Here is an 18,797-nt window from a genome sequence, read left to right as displayed (position 1 = left end):
CGAAAATCTCAGCACATAAATTATTTGCAAATCTCAGGATGGGGAACCATGACTACCAATCGCTACAACCCAATGTTCCGCTTAGTCGTTCGTCTAATTAAATACTTTTTACTGATGATTGCTGGGTTTGCGATCGCCTATTTATTATCTCATTTATTTGGTCTATCGGCTTTAGCCGTCAGCGCTTTTCCCAGCGTCACCCAGTTGATTATCACCACCGGACTTATCCTCATGTCGGTTCTTGGTTTATTGATTGTAGTTGAATCTGCAAAATAAGACCATTTTCCGGTGTGTAGGGATGAGGAAAAACCAGTTCTGTTGTACACAGTTCTTTACATGTAGGCTATGGAGAAAAAGGGGGTGTTGACCTTCTTTGCACAAACAAGTGATTTATATCACCCATAATCCCTATTACCAGAAGATTACCGTTATTATTCACATACAATATAAAAAAACCCGTACTAGGGAGTGCGGGTTTTTTATATTTATACTGAAATGGGAACGCAGCACCGATACAAACAGTCTGAAAACTAGTACTCAATCAATCTCAAAGTCAGGGGTGGGGGAGAATAATCCTAAATTTTTCACTAATCACTACTTAGCGTACAGACGGGACACGTCGCATCTCTACCCCACTCCCGACTGCGAATTGTGAATACAGATAAATCAGGGTGAGAATCAAAAAAACCTCCTGTATTGCCGATTTTGAGTGCTAGGATTGACATTTTTGTCTACGAATTATCACCAAATAATTCCTTTGAACAAAACGATTTATATCCATCTATTTCCTATCTACCAATGAAATTCAAATTACTTCGCAGCATATATTTGATTCTGCTATTACAATTCTTACCAAGTATGGCATTGGCTCAACCATCCGATCCAATTAACCAAATTGTTGCACTCAAATGGATGGATAACTTGGGGGATGGTAAATTTTATCCAGAAAGATTTATTAGTCGGGGTGAATTAGCATCAATTATGGTGCGAGTATTTCGATTAGACCTGCGTCAAGATTTAAATCCCCAGGACATTAGGGTTGTGGATGTACCACCCCAACACCCCCATTATCGCAGTATCCAAACAGTATTAAAAACAAATATTATGCAGGGATATCGGAATAACCTGTTTTTCCCTAATCAACAAATAACCCGTGCAGAAGCGATCGCAATTTTTGCCCAAGCCTACGGAGTGTTCCAATTTCCTGACCAAACCGTCAACGAATTCCTGAGTAAATTTCCCGACCAGAATAGTATACCAACTTGGGCCCGTCGTGCGATCGCCACAGTTGTTGCGGAAGGTTTTATCAATCCCGAACAAAATAAATATTTACAACCCCTCCAACCCATGACCAGGGGAGATATGGCATTATTACTTAATGCTTACCGGGAACGCAACCAACCCCAACCGGAAACCCCCATAGTCCCCAAAGCCAACTTTGAATCGGAGGGAGTAGGGAATAGGGAGTAGGGGTGAATAAAGGTTCGTAGTAGCGCTTTCGCTTTATATTCAAACTTTTTCATGGCTAAAGCCACTACTACAAACCCATTTATCATGAAATGTGCAGCGAAGCGTGCTTTGCCGCACCATGACACAAATAATTTTGCCTACCCACCTATGATGCGGATTTAACAGCAACAGGTTGATTATCTACTGCGGTAATTTGGACATTCAAGCGTTTTAACATAGCTTGACGTGCATAAACAGCTAACTCGTCATCTAAGGGTGATAGCTGAATCGGTTGTTGATACTTTAAACGTAATCCAGTTTGAATCAACCAATCGGCGACAAATGGATTTTTCGGTAATAATGGTCCGTGGGAATAGGTGGCGATCGCATTTTGGTAAAAGGCTCCTTCGCTACCATCCTCACCATTATTACCTAATCCGTATACCACCCGTCCCAAAGCTTCCACATTTCCTAACCGTGTGCGTCCACCGTGATTTTCAAACCCGATTAGATAGGGTGTCATTCCCGTCATCTCCTTCAGGTCACTAGCTAACTTGGTGGCGGTAACTTCAATGACCAAATTACCAATACAACGCTGGGTATTTTCACCAGGATGAACTGAGACTAAATCCAATATCCCCAAACCTTCAATTCTTTGTCCCACACTGGGTTCATAATAATGTCCCAACAATTGGGGAGAACCACAGGTAAATACCCCCGGTGTTCCTGCTTCTATTTTCTCACGCATGGCCTCAGCCTTCGCACCTTGCAAATCCCGCATCACCAATTCCTGCTGTCTGTCCTGCGCTCCACCCCCGACAATAATATCCACCGAGCGAATATCTGCGGGAGTCGCATCCTGATCCAGAGGTACAACCTTCACCCCAAATCCACGCCATTGACAACGACGCTCAATCGTAATTACATTACCCCTGTCGCCGTAGGTACTCATTAATTTTGGGTATAACCAACCAATGGTTAATTCTAGTACTTGTGCAGTCATTATATTTGCTTATATATCCTGATAGTTACGCGTATCCGTTTCAATCATTAAAATCTTCGCAGGCGATCGCGTCAAGTCCGACCATTAAATTGAGAATTTTGCCCAAGCTGAAGTTCCCCTGATACGGTTTTAGTTTGAAGTTGATACATTGTTAGGAGAGCAGGGAATGCAGGGAAAGAAAATGTATCAAAATTTGAGTGAAATGGTATTACCCCATTCTTTCTGGGTTGATGCACCACTATACCCCAATACAGTTCAGTTAGACTTAAAAGCTAGATTATTGGGTAGGTTAGGTTGAATAATGTAGAGGCAGAGCCTAGGCTGTGTACTTTGTGCCTTTTTTGGGGTCGCAAATTCATGCATAAACCGTGACCACAAACTTGTTCCAATACTCCGGCTGTTGATACATATAGGGAAACTCTGCTTCCTGATTTGAGGCAGTAGAGTACCCCTCTTAGAATGCGTCCCCACGCGAAGCATCGGGACGAGATCATCACAAAAACTGTGTGAACTTATGGGTAAATTTCCACAAAATCAACAGTCTACGCAAAGCCTCAACCCAACCTACAGTTATCTTTAACACCAAGCGTATTGCACTATACCCGACTGCCAACTCCCAACTCCCAACTCCCAATTCTTTAAAAATGTATAAATTTTGCTATTGTTGTCAATCCAACAACGCTACCATAGCTGAGGTTAACATTGAACCAAATTATCTCTAGCCTTCCCTATATTTCAATATCAGAGTTATCAGTAGTTTATGGATTGTCAAACAGCTACCTTAGTCTATCAGAGCGAAAATCACCTCGAAAAAATTCGCGAAATTTTTCCCCAAGCATGGCAATTTCTGGAAGAGGTTTCTTGGGCTTACGCACAGGCAAAAACAGATAAATTTGACACCGCCATCAAAAATCTGGTGGGTGAAACGCCCTTTAAATACCGGATGGTTCATCGGGATGACCGTGACCAATTAACTAAAGACCTGGGAGATTTGTTAGGTGATATTACTTCCCGTTTGTTACTAGAACGGCATTTTTCCCAAGTTGTTGGTCAACCTGTATTTTTTAGCACTATCTGCTGCAATAGTCATTTAACTTCCGACCATGAGTTAACTTTGGAGGAAGTTTTACCCTTACAACGAGCTGCGGTAGAACTGCAATTAAATTTCTAGTACAGGTTGGCGGAAATACACCGAGTATTAATTAGTCAGAACTTTTATCTAGTACAGGTTGGCTGAAATAAACCGAGTATTAACTTTTTATCTAGTGACCATGCTCCGCGTAGTCGCTTAGTGAGTTGAAGGCTCTGCCTTCATTCACGAAGCAGGAGCCTCGCAGATTCTGCTCCCACGCGGAGCATGGGAGCGAGGGGAAAGGTAGGTGTATTTACGCCGCGCGGTACAAGTGACTATGCTCTGGGTGGTTACTCAGTCAGCGAGGGCTTCTGTCTTCATTCACAAGACAGTAGGATTCTGCACCCACGCGAAACAGAGGTGAGAGGGAAAGTAGCAAGAAAAAAACTATTCTTGTACAGACGCGACATGTCGTGTCTGTACCGACTCCCTATTCCCTACCCTCACAAAATTTAGATATTACTACGTCCAGTTGCCGAGTAAAACATAGGCAGCCCAGTAGTAGGGAGAATTGTATTGGGGGGTTTTGAGGATTTTGACTTGGGCACGACGTAGGGCTTCAGCTTTAGAAATACCGCTTTGATTAATTTGCCTGAGTTCTTCGTAAAATATGCTCATCAAATCGGCGGAGGCTTCATCATTAACACGCCACAGGGTGGCAATGGTACTACGAGCTCCCGAACGGACGGCAACCCCTGCTAATCCCAGGGCGGAACGAGCATCTCCGGCCGCCGTTTCGCAGGCGCTGAGAATCAACATTTCCAGGGATTTATCTTGGGAGAGTTCAACGGTTTGCAGTAGACCGCTAAGTTGGTTAACTTTGATTTGACCGTCCCAGGTGAGAATAAAGGTGGTGTCTAAAGTAGAACCAAATTGACCATGGGTGGCCAAATGGACGATGGGGAAAGGAGCGTTAGAAATTCGGGCTTGAAATTCGCGGTTGGTGAAGGTTTCGTTCAGCAGGACTTGGCTGGGTATTTCCGATTCGATTTTGCGAATTTCACTTTTGACAAAGGGTAGGGCGGAAAAATTGGAACGTGGTTCGCTGATACCGGCGACTAAAGCCCTTAAACTTTCTTGTTTGAGTGCTTTGGGGGTAAGGAGTTGTAATCCAGGGGTGAGGGCAATGCTATATTTTTCAATTAAAAATTGCTTACCATCATCTAGGGCTGCCACTGGTACACTTCGTAACACTCCATCAAGGACGAATACCAGTGTTTCCACCTTACTGTTATCGATATCCTTCATGGCTGGACGCAGCATGAGGTCATACATTCTTTGTAGCTGCGGTCTGGCTAAGTCGGAGGTGGTGTCCTGGTTGAAGCTTTCCCGCAATCGGATAGCTAATTTTTCCACCTCATCCCGTGGAATATCGGTTTTGTAGTAGCGAAATAGGCGTTTTTCCTGGCTCTTTTCTGCCTGTCCCAGATTTGGTAAGCTGGTAACAATGGCCAGTTCCTTGTCGAGAATAATGGGATAAACCACGGCGGCTTTTTCATCCACTTGATCGACCTGTTCCGGTTTGGCGTTCAAACAGGCTTCCCGGAAAAAGTTATCTAATTCGACTAACTGCAAACCTTCAATAATGTCGCGGGCGCTTTTTAAACTGTTGTCTTGGGTGGATTTTAGCAGTAGGCTGACGAGTTGGCGATGGATGGGTTCAACGGCATCCCGGAAGGAAAATTGGACGTTGGGGCTAGCGGCTGCTAAATCTGCCCGTAGGGATTTAATGGTATTGACAGCTTCTTGATAGGATGCGATCGCTTGCTCGTTTTTTTTCTGGGCTGCCAGTACCCGCCCCAGTTGCCATTGCCAACGGTAGGCAATATCATCGGCGCGGCTTTGTTGGGCTACTTGTACGGCTTCCTGGGTGACTTTTTGAGCTTCTGCCCATTGTTGATTTTGTTCGTAAACATTACCTAAAGTACCTAATGCATCTGCATAGATGCGGGGATTACCTAACTTTTTGGCCTGTTGGATTGCCACTGCTAGGGTGTCGGCTACTTCTTTGATGGGGACGGAGGTGGGGTCCTGTTGTCGCATCCGCATCATGTTAAAGGCGAGATTAATGCGTCCATCGATGGCGGTTCGCCCGGTGACAATACCTGCGAGTTCCTGTTTTAGGGTGGGGAGCAGGTTTTTGGCGGCACTAATTTGTCTACTATCTACCAGTAGGCTGAGGTGATTAGCTAGGGCTTGGATACGTAAACTACCTGGTAAGGTGGCGGCTTGTTGGTAGTATTGAATGGCTGTTTGGGTGGATGCGGGTTGGATGGTTGCATCGATGGGTTGATCGATAACTAATTTCGCACGGGCTGTGTTTCCCAGGGTTAAATTTACCAGGGCAATCAATTCCGGTGAGTTTAGGGCTTGAGCGATCGCTAAACTCCGCTCTAAAATTACTTGGGATTGGTTAACGTTGCCTGTCACCCGTAGGCAATCCCCCAAGGAACGCAAAGCCATCAGGTTTTCCCGGTTGGCGGCAAGTTTTTCCAGGGCTGGTTTTAATTTTTCCGGTTCGGTAAATCTCACATCTGATAAATTCAAGGCTGTTTCTAACACCTTGACAGCCCGTCGATATAGACCGATGTTTTGCAGGGCTTGGGCTTGGTTTACTTGGCTAATTAATGCTTGTTGGGGTTGTTTTTGTTGAGTATAAATTTTTGCTACCTTTTCCCAAATCGGTACAGCCGCCTCACCCCGTCCCCTAGCTAACAACAGGGTCGCTTGGATGTCCAAAATCTGCGCTCTAGCAAGTTCCGTTGCTGGCTGGTTATTTTTAATGCTGGAAATTAGATTCACAGCTTCCGTAATTACCTGGTCTGCTTCTGGCCAAGCTCCCAATTGTTGATGACACAGGGATAAATTGCTTAAACTTAAAGCCTGACGGATGGGGTCTTTTGCCGCTTGATATTCATTGGCCGCCTTACGGAAGAATTTGGCTGCATCTTGATACTTACCTGCTTGGTACAGTCGTCTGGCTTCGGTTTCGGTAGTGGATCGATTTTGCGCGATCGCATTCACATTTGCATTTAGATTATTCCCTGGGACTGATGATATTTGCGTCCAAGCTGGTGAAGCAACGGATACCGCCACTGCCGTAATTAGGGGCAAAAATAATCTTTGCCAACGGCGATAGCTTCTACCCCATCGATGTAAACTTGATTTGAAGCGAGGATATGTCATCTGTTTTTGATTATATGAAAATTTTTTAAGCTTTCTCTGTGAAAACTCTGAAACAATCAAATTTTAGATGAATAGTCTTGGTAAATCCATACCTTTTCGGCAAATCCAATTCCCTAGGCAAATTTTGTCTCTCGGATTACCATCAAGATGTAACAGAATGTAAATAGTAATCCCATGCAAACAGTATCATCCGTAGTTGAGCGTAGCCAATCCCCGCAATTACTGGGTGGTGGGGACGATCCGCATCGATTTGATTGTGCAGAAGCTTGGTATCCAGTCCATTATGTTGAGGATTTAGACCGAAGTAAACCGACACCATTTACCCTATTAGGTCGGGATATCGTCATTTGGTGGGACAGAAATGGAGATTGTTGGCGGGTAATAGATGACCAATGTCCCCATCGGTTAGCACCCCTTTCCCAGGGAAGAATTGCCGAAGATGGATTGATTGAATGTCCCTATCATGGTTGGGCTTTTACAGGTGAGGGTACATGTGTACGAATTCCCCAACAACCAGAGGGGGGTCAAGCGCAAACATCCCAGCGCGCTTGTGTGGCGAGTTTACCGACAACTGTGAAACAGGGTTTACTGTTTGTTTATGCGGGTAATCCGGAAAATGCGGCGAAAACAAGAGTCCCCATTATTGAACCCCTGGAGGAAAATGGGGATGATTGGGTTGTCATTAATACTTTTCGTGATTTACCCTACGATGCCCTCACCCTGCTGGAAAATGTCCTAGATGCGAGCCATGTTCCCTTTACCCACCATAACACGGTTGGTAAACGCAGTAATGCCGGGCCAGTGGAGCTAGAAGTGCTAGAATCTGGGAAACATGGCTTTGTTGGTACGTGGGCAGAAGGACCCCGTAAAGGGCAATTAGGACGGCAAGATACTAAATTTATTGCTCCCTGTTTGATGTGGCATGATTTAACATCGAAACAGTATGGACGGACAATGACAGTAGTTTATGCTACACCAATTCGCAAAGGAGAATGTCGATTATTTGCCCGCTTTCCCTTCAAATTTGCCTCCAAACTCCCCGGATTTTTGATTAAATTAACACCAAAATGGTATTCCCACCTGGGACAAAACGGGATTTTGGAGGACGACCAAATTTTCTTACATTATCAGGAGCGGTATTTAGAAGCTAAAGGAGGTAGCGCAAAGGTAGCCAAAGCCTTTTATTTACCGACAAAAGCCGATTTATTTGTCTTTGAATATCGCAATTGGTTGTCCCAATTTCAAGCAGACCCCTTCCCCGGACAAACCCTACCTCCTCCCCTACCCACCAACCAACTACTCGACCGATACCATTCCCACACCAAACATTGTCGCAGTTGTCGAGAAGCACTTACCTGGATTCAGAATATTAGGGAAAAAATCGCGATCGCAATTTTCCTACTTGTCACCATCACCCCTTTACTATCAACTATTTGGGATGAGCGATCGCAATTCATCACCATTATCACCACCAGCTTAAGTCTCCTACTCGCAGCAGGATGGTTCGGACTGGGTAAATTAGCCAAAGGATTTTACGAAGGTCGAGAAATACCACCCCGAAATATCGACAAATAATCAGGATTTTGGTGTGTGAGGGGTGGTTCGTAGTAGTGGCTGTAGCCTCAAAAAAGCGTTAATATAAGGTGCTATACCCGCAGGGTTATCGTAGACTAACGCAACTACCTACCTTTCTTCGTTGATCAAAATTAATGGAATAGACCACTAGGTTGCAGAACCAAGCAATTTTTGACTGGGAGATGGGGAATTTTCGCGAAAAATACCTTCTACTGTTGCGAGGAATTCGTGTTCTAAATAGGGTTTGGTGAGGTAAGCGGTTGCACCTAATGCGGAGGCTAGTTGTCGATGTTTTTCCGCACTCCTGGATGTCAAAATCACGATGGGTTTGTCTTTGATGCTGGGGTTTTGACGCACGTGGGAAAGTAGTTCAAATCCATTCATCCGGGGCATTTCTAGGTCGGAAATTACTAGGGATATTTCGGGGTGGTGTTGTAATTTTTCCAGGGCTTCAATGCCATTTTCTGCTTGTATTACTTGATACCCATACTTTTGCAGGGTTAGGGAAATTGTTTGTCGTAAACTAATTGCATCATCAACTACTAATACCCATCGGGGTACAGTCAGGGGAATTTCCGATGCTGGTAATGAGGGTAGTTTTATCCCTGCATCTTCCATACCAGCAAAACTATCTAAATTATCTGATTCCAGATATGCGGTAGTTGTTTCGTTACGAGAAATGGGGAGTGCTGTTGGTTTGCTGGGGGATAGGACTGGTTGATGATAGGTCTCAAAGGGTGGATACATCTGATGGGAGGTCAAAATTAAGGCTCCATCCACCACCAAAATTAAATTACCATTGGCTAAACTAGTACACCCATAGATATATTTCGGAGGTGCGATCGCATTACCTAGGGGACGGATCACTAGTTCCTGTTCCCCAATAATTTGATCTACCTGCAATCCCAGTAATTCGGAACCATTTTGTAGTATCAAAATCGGATTATCGATATCTTGGGTATCAAGGGTGGTGGTTCCATGAGTTAAACTTGCACCACTAACAAAGGAGCTATTGTAGTGCATTAATTCTGCGAGATTACGGATGGCAATTATTTGCTCATCGTCTCCATTTTGCCAATATAAAACCCTCCTTCCTTCCAATTCTCTGATTTGCGTCACCGAGGGAAGTAGGATTTTTTCGATACTATCAAGCAGTAATGCGTAGGTCGCACCTCCTGCTTGTACGAGCATTAACTGTTCTGTTGTCATAGAAAAGGGTATCTTGAGAATAAAAGTAGTACCTTGATGGGGACGGGAATAGAGGGTAATATCCCCGTTCAAAGCGCGAAGTTGAGTTTTGACAATATCTAAACCGATTCCCCTTCCGGAAATATCGGTGACTTTACCAGCAGTGGAAAATCCCGGTGAGAACAATAAATCCACTAATTCATCTTCGCTGGATTGGGGATTGGTAAGTAATCCTAGTTCTAAACCTTTTTGACGAATTTTCTCGAAGTTTAAACCTTTTCCATCATCACGAACTTCGATAATAGTTTGACTTCCCTGGTGATAAGCACGGATTTCGATTGTACCTGTTTCCGGTTTCCCCTTGCTAAGTCGCTCCTCTGGTGTTTCAATTCCGTGGTCAAAAGCGTTACGGACAATATGTAACAATGGGTCGTAAAGTTTTTCTGCGATCGCTTTATCAACTAATACCTGTGTACCAACAAGTTTCATTTCTACTTGTTTTTTGTACAGATTTGCTAAATTTTGAATCATTTGGGGGAAGCGGTTTAAAATATTTCCCAGGGGAGACATCCGTGCTTCCACTAGATTATCAATAATATTAAGGGCGAGGATTTGTTTTTTATCGTGAACCTGGATCGAGTTACGGAGAATTAGGTCTAGGGATTCGGCTGTTTCCTGTAGTTGCAAGCTTTCCTCTAAAGCTGAATGTAGTGTCAGTTGGTATTCCGTATATTCATCCATTTCCAAAGCATCAAAGTTAACCGATGCCACATTTCGGGTTTGATGGGAGGTGAAGCTTTGTCCTTGGAGGGGGATTTCCCGTAGTTCGTTTAAGGTATTTTGATGACGGGATAGTTGGCTAAATAGTTTTTCGATGACTTGATGGAGTTGTTCATCTAACAGACTGCGACGTTTTTGATAAATTAATAGTTCACCCGCAAGGTAGTTGAGTTTGTGTAAACCTTCCACATCAACCCGGACAAATGAACGGTGACGGGGAGTAGTTGGTTTTTCCTCCGAGGTTGAATCTGCTGGGTGGGGGTGATTAATCGCTGGGGATGGGGGGATGGATGTGCTTTCAATGATGGTATTTTCTTGCTGGGAAGCGGAATCTGATTCAATTGGTTGATTTTCTGGAACTAAATCTTCTACTAAATTATTTGGAAAAGAATTGCTATTTGCGGGAAGATTTTCCCCCCAAATCGCTTCCATCATTTCTTCTCTGTTTTCACTACTGGAAAATGGAGAATGACTGGAAGCGGGGTATTTTTTCACTTCTAATAATGCTTGTAATTTTGGTGAATCTAACCAGTTTTTTTCTTGGTTGGTGATGGGTGGATAGGTTTTATATTCGTTTGCTAATGTCTGGATACGTTCTTGTAAAACCCTAATTAATTGTGGTTCCCCATCTAGGAATTGGGCTAGAGCTAAAATAATAGTATAAATAACACCTTGACGATATAGACGTAAACTCTCTCCCTCACCAAACTCATCGAGAAAGACAAAAAACTCACGTAACCAATTTTCGAGATAATCCAGGGTTGATTCTATTCCCCGAATGGGGATAAGTAATTGTAATTTTAATTCGGATTCGGGAATCTCTAATTCATGGTTAAACCAGCCTAAAATATAACGAATTACCTTTAAATAAAACTTCGCTGATGTCGGCTTAATTGGTTTGTAATTTTTGTGATTACCTTGAGTTAAAAATCGATAAAATGCTTCAATCTCATCCCGTAAGGAATTTTGCCTGGGTGCAATTAACTCCTGTTCCCCAGTAGCAATATTAATATCTTGATTATCTTGATTTTGATGATAATCAGTATTAATTACTGTCGTTGCACTCAAGGGTAAACTATCTACATCCGAACCTGAAGAATCAACTCCCTGGGCTAACTCTAATAATCGCGGAGAAACCTCTCCCCCCCGAACTCGATCCCCCCCCTGAACGGCAGCTCGTGCTGCTAACAAATCAGCTAAAACCGCATTCCCAACCTCCACAGCACGGTGGGAATTCCGTGACAAAGCATCAACCATTGCCTTGGCGATCGCGGCAAAACCTGGTAAATTTAATGACTCCGCCAAACCCAAAAACACTTCCCCTTGGGTCTGTAAAAAATCTACCAATTCGTCATTTCCCGGTGGATTTTCGAGAATCTCCGCAATACTATCAATTCGTTGGGAAACACCAGTTTCAAAAATTGACAGGACAATATCAAACCCCAACTCCTCAGAAGTCGGGATATAGGTATCTGCACCAAAAGCATCACCTAATTTTTCTTGCAATTGGGCAAAAACACCAGCTGCACGTTGTAAAATTTCATCAGCATCAATACTAGTACCACTAATTTCCGCAGTCACAGGTAATTGCAAACACTCAAAAGCTTGAAATAACAGGGTTTGCAACTCCCCATCTAATTCCACATCCGGATTATATAATGCTTTAAAAATATCTTCTAAGGAGTGGGCAATTTTATTAATTACCTCCAAACCCACATTTGCTGCACCCCCTTTAATTGTATGGGTAGCACGCATCAAATTGTGAACCTTCGCAGTACTAAAATCCCCTGCTAAGGAAAATAAATCCGCTTCAATTGTTTGTAATAATTCCGGAGCTTCTTCCAGAAAGTAAATATAACCTTGTTCGCGAATAGAAGAATCGGTAATCATAATAATTTTAGATTTTAGATTTTGGATTAAATGATTTCAAGTTTTAGGTTGTTTTTTCTGTATTTACGTAAAAATACATTCAATTCAAATCATATGTTATAAATCAATACGCTTGGTGTTAAAGATAACTGTAGGTTGGTTGGGTTGAGGCTTTGCATAGACTGTTGATTTTGTGGAAATTTACCCATAAGTTCACACAGTTTTTATTATTATCTCGTCCCGATGCTCCGCGTGGGTAGGCATTCCACGAGGGCTACTGCCTCTACATTCTTCAACCCAACCTACCCAATAATCAGGCTTTTAAGTCTAAACTGAACTGTATTGTGTTATAAAATCAAACATAAATTATATGCAAATCAGCCATTTTTTTTATTTCAACTATTTGTATATAACTTGTCTTTGTCATAGAATAATAAAGCATATATAATTTGTAGTTTAATAATCAACAAGTCTTTAGCTAAGTCACTATTACAAAATTTAATTTGATAATTTTTTGTGTGATTTTCCATTCACGTCAGCAGACTTGTTTTTCAATGTTTTGATCGATGCTACAGTCATGGCAATAATTTCATTGGTTTCCATCATCAAGTCACTTAACTTTTGAGCCGGTAATAAGTTAGCTTCAATAATTATCTCCATTCAGTAAAGACTCTCATCAGCTTCCTCTGCCACTAAACTTAATTTAGCAATAACATCAGCAATAGAGCGACCCCGACAAGCCGAGCGGTAATTTGCACCGACTGATGTCGCCGAACGAATTAATTGTTTACCGATAACATTAACAATCGAATTATGGGGAAGAGCTTCAACTAAACGAAACACTCTTAATGCAAATAATTTTGTCCGTCGTTTAAACTCTTCCTCATTCATAACTAAAAATTCAGTTTTTCTAAACTTTCTGTATCCAATCCGCTTACTTGTTCTCGATGCATCATTCCCAGATTATATCTGGGAAAACAATCCAAAATCCAAAATCCAAAATCAGTTGACTTTAAACTTGCTCATACTGTTTAACAACTCCTCTGCCATTTCTGATAATTGTTGGAAGACAACCGCAATATTATTGGTTTCCGATGAGGTTTTGTTCGCAATTTGCGCAACATCTTTCATCGATGCAGTTACGGATACTGATTGCATCATTTGTCCTTGGGTCGCCTCCGTAATTTTATTTAGTAGCTCGCTAATTTCCTCGGTGGCTGTAACAATTTCATTCAAGCTTTGACGGGTTTCACTGACTAGATTTGTTCCCTCTACTACCTGCTGAATACCTGTTTCCATGGCCACTGCAACTTCCCCTGTCTCTTCCTGAATTTCCTGGACTAATTTCTCAATTTCGATGGTTGCTGCGGCTGATTGACGAGACAGAGAACGCACTTCATCCGCAACTACTGCAAATCCTTTCCCGTACTCCCCTGCGCGGGTGGCTTCAATGGCGGCGTTGAGTGCTAGTACGTTTGTTTGAGTAGCAAAGTTACTAATCAGGTTGACGACTTTGGAAATTTTCTGGGATGATTCACTTAGACGTTTGATTTTTTTACTGGTTTGAGCAACGGTTTCGCGGATGGCTTGAATCGCTTCCACGGTTTTGTTCATGGCTGCATCGCCTTTTTCCACGGTTTGGCTTGCTTGTTTGACGGTGGTTTGCACTATTTCCGCATTGTCAACCACGGCTTGGGTGGAATCAACCATTTGTTGAATTTCCATCAAGGCTTCGTTGATTTCTTTGGATTGTTGACGGGCTAAACCTGTTAAACTACCTAGGGAAGCGTTACTTTCATTCGATCTAGCTGCCACCTGTTCAGCTGCTCCTAATACCTGACTGACAATTTGTCGCAATGCTTGCAGGGTATTGTTATAGGCATCCGCAATTGTACCGAGAACATCTTCCGTAATGGGAGCGCGCACCGTTAAATCCCCATCGAGAGCCGGACGTACGGCCGCTAACAGTTGCATTGCTTGCTTTTGGAATTGTTCAGTGTTTTGTTTTTCCCGCTCTGCGGCTGCCTTTAATTGGGCTGATTGCTGTTTGAGGGTTTCCAGGTACTCAGTTTGTTGTAGGGTTGTCCCTAGCTGGTTGGCAATACGGGTAAGTAAAGATACTTCCAATTCTGCCCATTCCCTTGTACCTTTATTTTCAAAGGCTGCAAGCATTCCCCAGAGTTTTTCGCCCTGGAAAATCGGTACAATCGCGTAGGCTTTGGCTTGGTATTCATCGAGAACATCCACGTAGCACTGGGAAAACCCGGAATTGTGGATATCACTACGGACAAACGCAGTGCGATCGCGCAGTTCTTGAGCTTGGGTGGCTTGTAGGTAGGTGTCTTTAACTTGTTTCCCTTGGGCTTTATCGCTTGCCGTCAGTAAACCACCTGCGCCAAGGCAATTACTGATATTTTCCTGTAATTGGGGTATTTGATTTTGTTTTTCCACCAGCGATACCCAACCGGGAGCTACGGATTCAGCAACAAAGACACCACCCCAATCGGGATTAAAACGGTAAATGGCTACCCGGTCTGTATTTAATAATCCCCGTACCTCTTTGGTGGTGATGGAGAAAATCTCGTTAATATCAATGGACTGACGGATTTTATCAATGACTTTAGTTGCAGCGCGATCGCGTTCGGCTACTCTTTGCACTTCCTGGGTTTTTCGTTCCAGTTGTTGCAAATACTCTACCTGTTGTAGTGCGACACCAAACTGATCACCAATTCGCATCAGTAGGTTAATTTCTAATTGCTGCCATTCCCGTGTCCCCGAATTCTGGTAAGCAGCCAATAGTCCCCAGAGATTTTCACCTTGAAAAATAGGTACAATTACGTAGGCACGAGCTTGGTATTGTTCTAAAATTTCTAAGTGACATTCCGCGTGTCCTGCTGTATACATATCATTGGCAACAAAGTATTCACGGTTGCGGTAGCGTCCTCCTTGGGTTTCTTGTAAATAACTATCAGCCCAATAGGTTTGGTGATTACCATCTACTAATCGTACCCAATTTGCTCCCACCGACTCAGCGACAAAATTACCACTCCAGTCAGGATTGAATTTGAACACTACTACCCGGTCAGCTTGAAGTAAATTACGAACTTCCTTGGTGGTAGTATGAAAAATTGAGTCAATATCCGAGGATTTACGGATTTTATCAATGACTTTACCCACAGCTTGATCAATTTCTGCGGCTTTAGTTGCTTGTTGAGATTGTTGTTCTAATTTCTCGAAACTTTGAGCTTGTTGTATTGCGACTGCGACTAATACGGCAATCTGCTGCATGATGTTGATTTCTGCTTCTTGCCATTCACGGGTGCGGTCATGTTGGTAACTTGCAAGCAGTCCCCAAAGTTGATCCCCTTTGAAAATGGGAACGGTTAAATAGGCTTTGGCTTCAAATTGGTCGAGTAATTCGGTGTAACAAGCGGGGAAGTTTTCCTGAGTAACATCGTTAACGACGAAGGTGGTTTTTTGCTGGTAACGACCACCTTGATTCTCTTGAAGGTAGGAATCTTTCTGTTTGTAGATGGAAGTTAAACTGCGGATGCTATCGCAGTGACCGTTTTCTTTGAGTAAATCCTGGTTAATTTGTTGGTTTTGCAGTTTTTCCTGGAAGGGTAGCCAACCAGGTGCTACGGATTCAGCGATAAAATCACCACTCCAGTCGGGATTAAACCGATATATAACTGTTCGGTCGGTTTGTAGGAGTCGTCGGACTTCTGCTACTGTTGTCTGGAGAATGGCTTCTAGTTGGGAAGTATTTGTCACTTTTTCAACTAGGGCTTCACCAATTTTACGGGTGAGGGCGATTAAATCCTGTTGACGTTTGGCTGTGTTGGCCAGTTTTTCCGCTTGTGCTTGGGTTTGTTGAATATATTCGGCTTGGGAAATGGCTGTGCCAAATTGTACAGCTACTTGTTTGATCAGGTTAATTTCCGATTCTTGCCAATCCCTGGCTCCTTCACTATGGTAAACTGTTAGGAGTCCCCAGAGTTTTTCACCATTAAAAATGGGAGCGGTCATGTAAGCTTTGGCTTCTAACTGCTCTAGCAAGTGCATGTAACAGTCTGGAAAACCTGCTTTTTCCACATCATTGACCACAAAGGCTGTTTTTTGCTGGTAGCGACCTCCCTGGGTATTTTGCAGATAATTATCGTGGGATTTATAAATTGTCGCTAGTCCTTGCAGGGTTTGACAGTGACCGTTTTCTTGCAAAACCTCCTTTTCTAATCCCTTGTCCATCAGGGGAACTAAACCTGGAGCAGCAGATTCGGCCACAAAATCCCCACTCCAATCGGGATTAAATCGATACACACCCACCCGTTGGGTACTGAGTAGTTGGCGAATTTCCTGGGTGGTAGCAGTAAGGATATCTTTAATATCTACAGATTGGCGAATTCGAGAAATTAATTTCGCGATCGCTTTTTCCTGGGTAGCAATTTTAGCTTGCTGTTGAGCTTGAATTTGCATTTGTTGCAGGGATTCCTGTTGGGATACCGCAACCCCTAAACTGCTAGCAAAGTGTTTAAATAACTCAATTTCCGACTCTTTCCAGGTGCGAGTTTCCGAGTTTTGATAACCTGCTAATATTCCCCAGAGCTTTTGACCCGAAAAGACGGGAACTGTGATGTAAGCACGGACTTGAAATTGTTCCAACAAATCAACATGACAGGGTGAAAAACCCATTGTATAGATGTCATGGACAATCATGCTTTCGTGGTGACGGTAACGTCCTCCCTGGGTTTCCTGGAGGTAGGTGTCTTCCCAGACTGTTTTAATTCCCCCACCCACCAAAGGAGTCCAACCAGGAGCAACCGATTCACAGACATATTCACCACTCCAGTCGGGATGAAATTGATAAACCGAAACGCGATCGCAGTTAATTAATTGTCTTGCTGCTTGGGTTGTTGTTTGCAAAATTTGCTCTAAACTAGATGCACGTTGAATTTTATCAATGACTTTTGTCAAGGATTTATATTCCTGTGCTTGTAATTGCTGTTGTTGGTGAAGTTCCAGGATTTGCAAGCAATCACCGAGTTCATCTGCAACTAGTGTTAGTAGGGAAATTTCCGATTCACTCCAAACCCGTGTTTTTTGACACTGATGAACCACTAGCAATCCCCAAGTTTGTCCTTGCAAATAAACGGGAACTGCTAAACTGGACTGAACTTGGAATTTCTCTAATAACTGTCTTTGGTAGGGAGTCGCATCAATTTCTGCAATTTGGTTGATAGCGATCGCATCTTGATAATCGCAACTTTGAAAACCACCAAATACAATTGCTGGTAAATTTTCCCCCATTGCTGGAGTCCACCCCCGGTTCAGATATTCACTTGCAATTACACCCGTTTCTGAATTCACAAACCGGTAAACCAGAGTGCGATCGCTGGCTATTTTTTCATGTATTTGCTTAACTGTAGTAGTTAGTAAGGTTTCTCGGTCACGGGAGCGTCCCATTTCTGTCTTGATGCTAGCAAACAGCTTCCGCCAAGTTTTTAAAAACCTTTGATTAACTTCACTCTCTACACCTTGTTCTATTAAAGTCGCTGCTAAAGAAGTCTCCACAGGTTTATTTTCCACCATTCCGCTTTCAATACTTTCGACTGTAAATCCATTATTATTTTCATAAATGCTCGTCATGTCTATTCCTCAATCTTCAATATTAGTGAACAAATATTTATATGTACTGATTATTTTGCCTACTGAGCAAAAAATCTACGGATGATTAAAAAATCCTTAGAATTTATAGTTAATGGTTTCCATCAGGAACTATTCATCATCAAGCATCAATTAATCACCTAGCACTCTGAATCCAGTAAATGTTGCATCGTGCATTTGTTATTTTCCCTATTTAAACCTGTATGTCTCACAGGTGAGTAATAAGGGTTGAGTCACGGATTAATATTCTTACTACTTCCTACTAACTATTTGTAAGCAAGATAAATAATCGAGGATAGTAAAAATCAAGCCTATATCTATTTAGAGATAATCCCATTAAGTAGACGAAATCTCAAACCCGTATTTCTCACGTGTAAATGATAAGTCTTGAATAACGACTTAATTCTCTTCCTATTCCCTAAAAACTGTAGAGATTTGGAATTAATTCGGGTCAAAACCTCCAAATTATCAATTATGAATTTGCCAATATGGGGCATTAAAAATAGATTCAGGATTAATGGCAATAATCATTTTCTCCGACTCATTAATAAAATATCCTCGCAGAAATGGCAGCACCTCATGGGGAAATAACTGGGAGTTAGCTAGTTTAATTGCACCAGAGTTCAGCCGTTCAATATCCATTAACTGACGCACTAATAGGCCTAAATATTTACCCTCATATTGAATCACTATGACCATCATTTTTGCAGTGATATTGCTTCTATAACTCAGGGAAGCATAACCCAACATCAACTCCAAATCAATTAACCATAACATCTCCCCCCGCCAATTATAAATCCCTTGGATACAGTTGGGCATTTCGGGAACGCCACATACATCATTTAAGGAAACTTGAAAAACTTCAGTAATATTAGCTAAAGGTATCACTGCTGTATCTTGATTTCCCAGGCAAAAGCTCAAAACTTTCTCTTCTGTTTCTATCACTGTAAT

10 protein-coding genes are annotated in these 18,797 nt (G+C 42.6%); 4 read left to right on the top strand and 6 right to left on the bottom strand.

Features of this window, described 5'->3' with window-relative positions:
- The first annotated feature begins 48 nt into the window (after positions 1–48).
- Entirely contained in the window at positions 49–276 is a 228-nt protein-coding gene (locus tag CDC37_RS19670; protein ID WP_096624356.1) for a hypothetical protein, read from the top strand.
- Between the two features lie 522 nt (positions 277–798).
- Positions 799–1,470 (top strand): S-layer homology domain-containing protein, encoded by a 672-nt coding sequence (locus CDC37_RS19665; RefSeq protein ID WP_096626432.1) that lies wholly within the window; start codon positions 799–801, stop codon positions 1,468–1,470.
- A 145-nt stretch (positions 1,471–1,615) separates the two neighbouring features.
- On the opposite strand, the gene CDC37_RS19660 is transcribed toward CDC37_RS19665, so the two are convergent.
- Positions 1,616–2,452, bottom strand: coding sequence for a type 1 glutamine amidotransferase (locus tag CDC37_RS19660; RefSeq protein WP_096624354.1), 837 nt, complete (start codon positions 2,450–2,452; stop codon positions 1,616–1,618).
- Between the two features lie 760 nt (positions 2,453–3,212).
- On the opposite strand from CDC37_RS19660, the gene CDC37_RS19655 reads away from it, so the two are divergent.
- Positions 3,213–3,623 carry a hypothetical protein gene (locus CDC37_RS19655; protein ID WP_096624352.1) on the top strand — a complete coding sequence of 137 codons (411 nt, stop codon included), beginning with the start codon at positions 3,213–3,215 and terminating at the stop codon, positions 3,621–3,623.
- 423 nt (positions 3,624–4,046) lie between these two features.
- Here the strand turns inward: CDC37_RS19655 and CDC37_RS19650 are convergent, their stop codons facing one another.
- Positions 4,047–6,770: a CHAT domain-containing protein gene (locus CDC37_RS19650; protein ID WP_096624350.1), complete on the bottom strand. Its 2,724-nt coding sequence runs from the start codon at positions 6,768–6,770 to the stop codon at positions 4,047–4,049.
- A 174-nt stretch (positions 6,771–6,944) separates the two neighbouring features.
- Between CDC37_RS19650 and CDC37_RS19645 the strand changes: the two genes are divergently transcribed.
- The gene (locus CDC37_RS19645; RefSeq protein ID WP_096624348.1) at positions 6,945–8,345 is read left to right on the top strand and encodes an aromatic ring-hydroxylating dioxygenase subunit alpha; all 1,401 of its coding nucleotides are present in this window, start codon (positions 6,945–6,947) and stop codon (positions 8,343–8,345) included.
- Between the two features lie 147 nt (positions 8,346–8,492).
- Here CDC37_RS19645 and CDC37_RS19640 read toward each other — a convergent pair whose 3' ends face one another.
- From CDC37_RS19640 to CDC37_RS19625, 4 genes are all read right to left on the bottom strand, one after another.
- Positions 8,493–12,203, bottom strand: coding sequence for a hybrid sensor histidine kinase/response regulator (locus CDC37_RS19640; RefSeq protein WP_096624346.1), 3,711 nt, complete (start codon positions 12,201–12,203; stop codon positions 8,493–8,495).
- A gap of 639 nt (positions 12,204–12,842) precedes the next feature.
- Positions 12,843–13,073, bottom strand: a complete 231-nt coding sequence (locus CDC37_RS25325) for a four helix bundle protein (RefSeq protein ID WP_231943117.1) — start codon at positions 13,071–13,073, stop codon at positions 12,843–12,845.
- A gap of 111 nt (positions 13,074–13,184) precedes the next feature.
- On the bottom strand, positions 13,185–17,828 hold the full coding sequence (locus CDC37_RS19630; protein WP_096624344.1) for a GAF domain-containing protein: 4,644 nt from the start codon (positions 17,826–17,828) through the stop codon (positions 13,185–13,187).
- 486 nt (positions 17,829–18,314) lie between these two features.
- The gene (locus tag CDC37_RS19625; protein ID WP_330220819.1) at positions 18,315–18,791 is read right to left on the bottom strand and encodes a chemotaxis protein CheW; all 477 of its coding nucleotides are present in this window, start codon (positions 18,789–18,791) and stop codon (positions 18,315–18,317) included.
- Between the last annotated feature and the right edge of the window lie 6 nt (positions 18,792–18,797).

Source organism: Calothrix sp. NIES-3974, assembly GCF_002368395.1.
In the GTDB taxonomy this organism is placed as follows: domain Bacteria; phylum Cyanobacteriota; class Cyanobacteriia; order Cyanobacteriales; family Nostocaceae; genus NIES-3974.
This window is presented reverse-complemented; position numbering and strand designations above follow the sequence as displayed.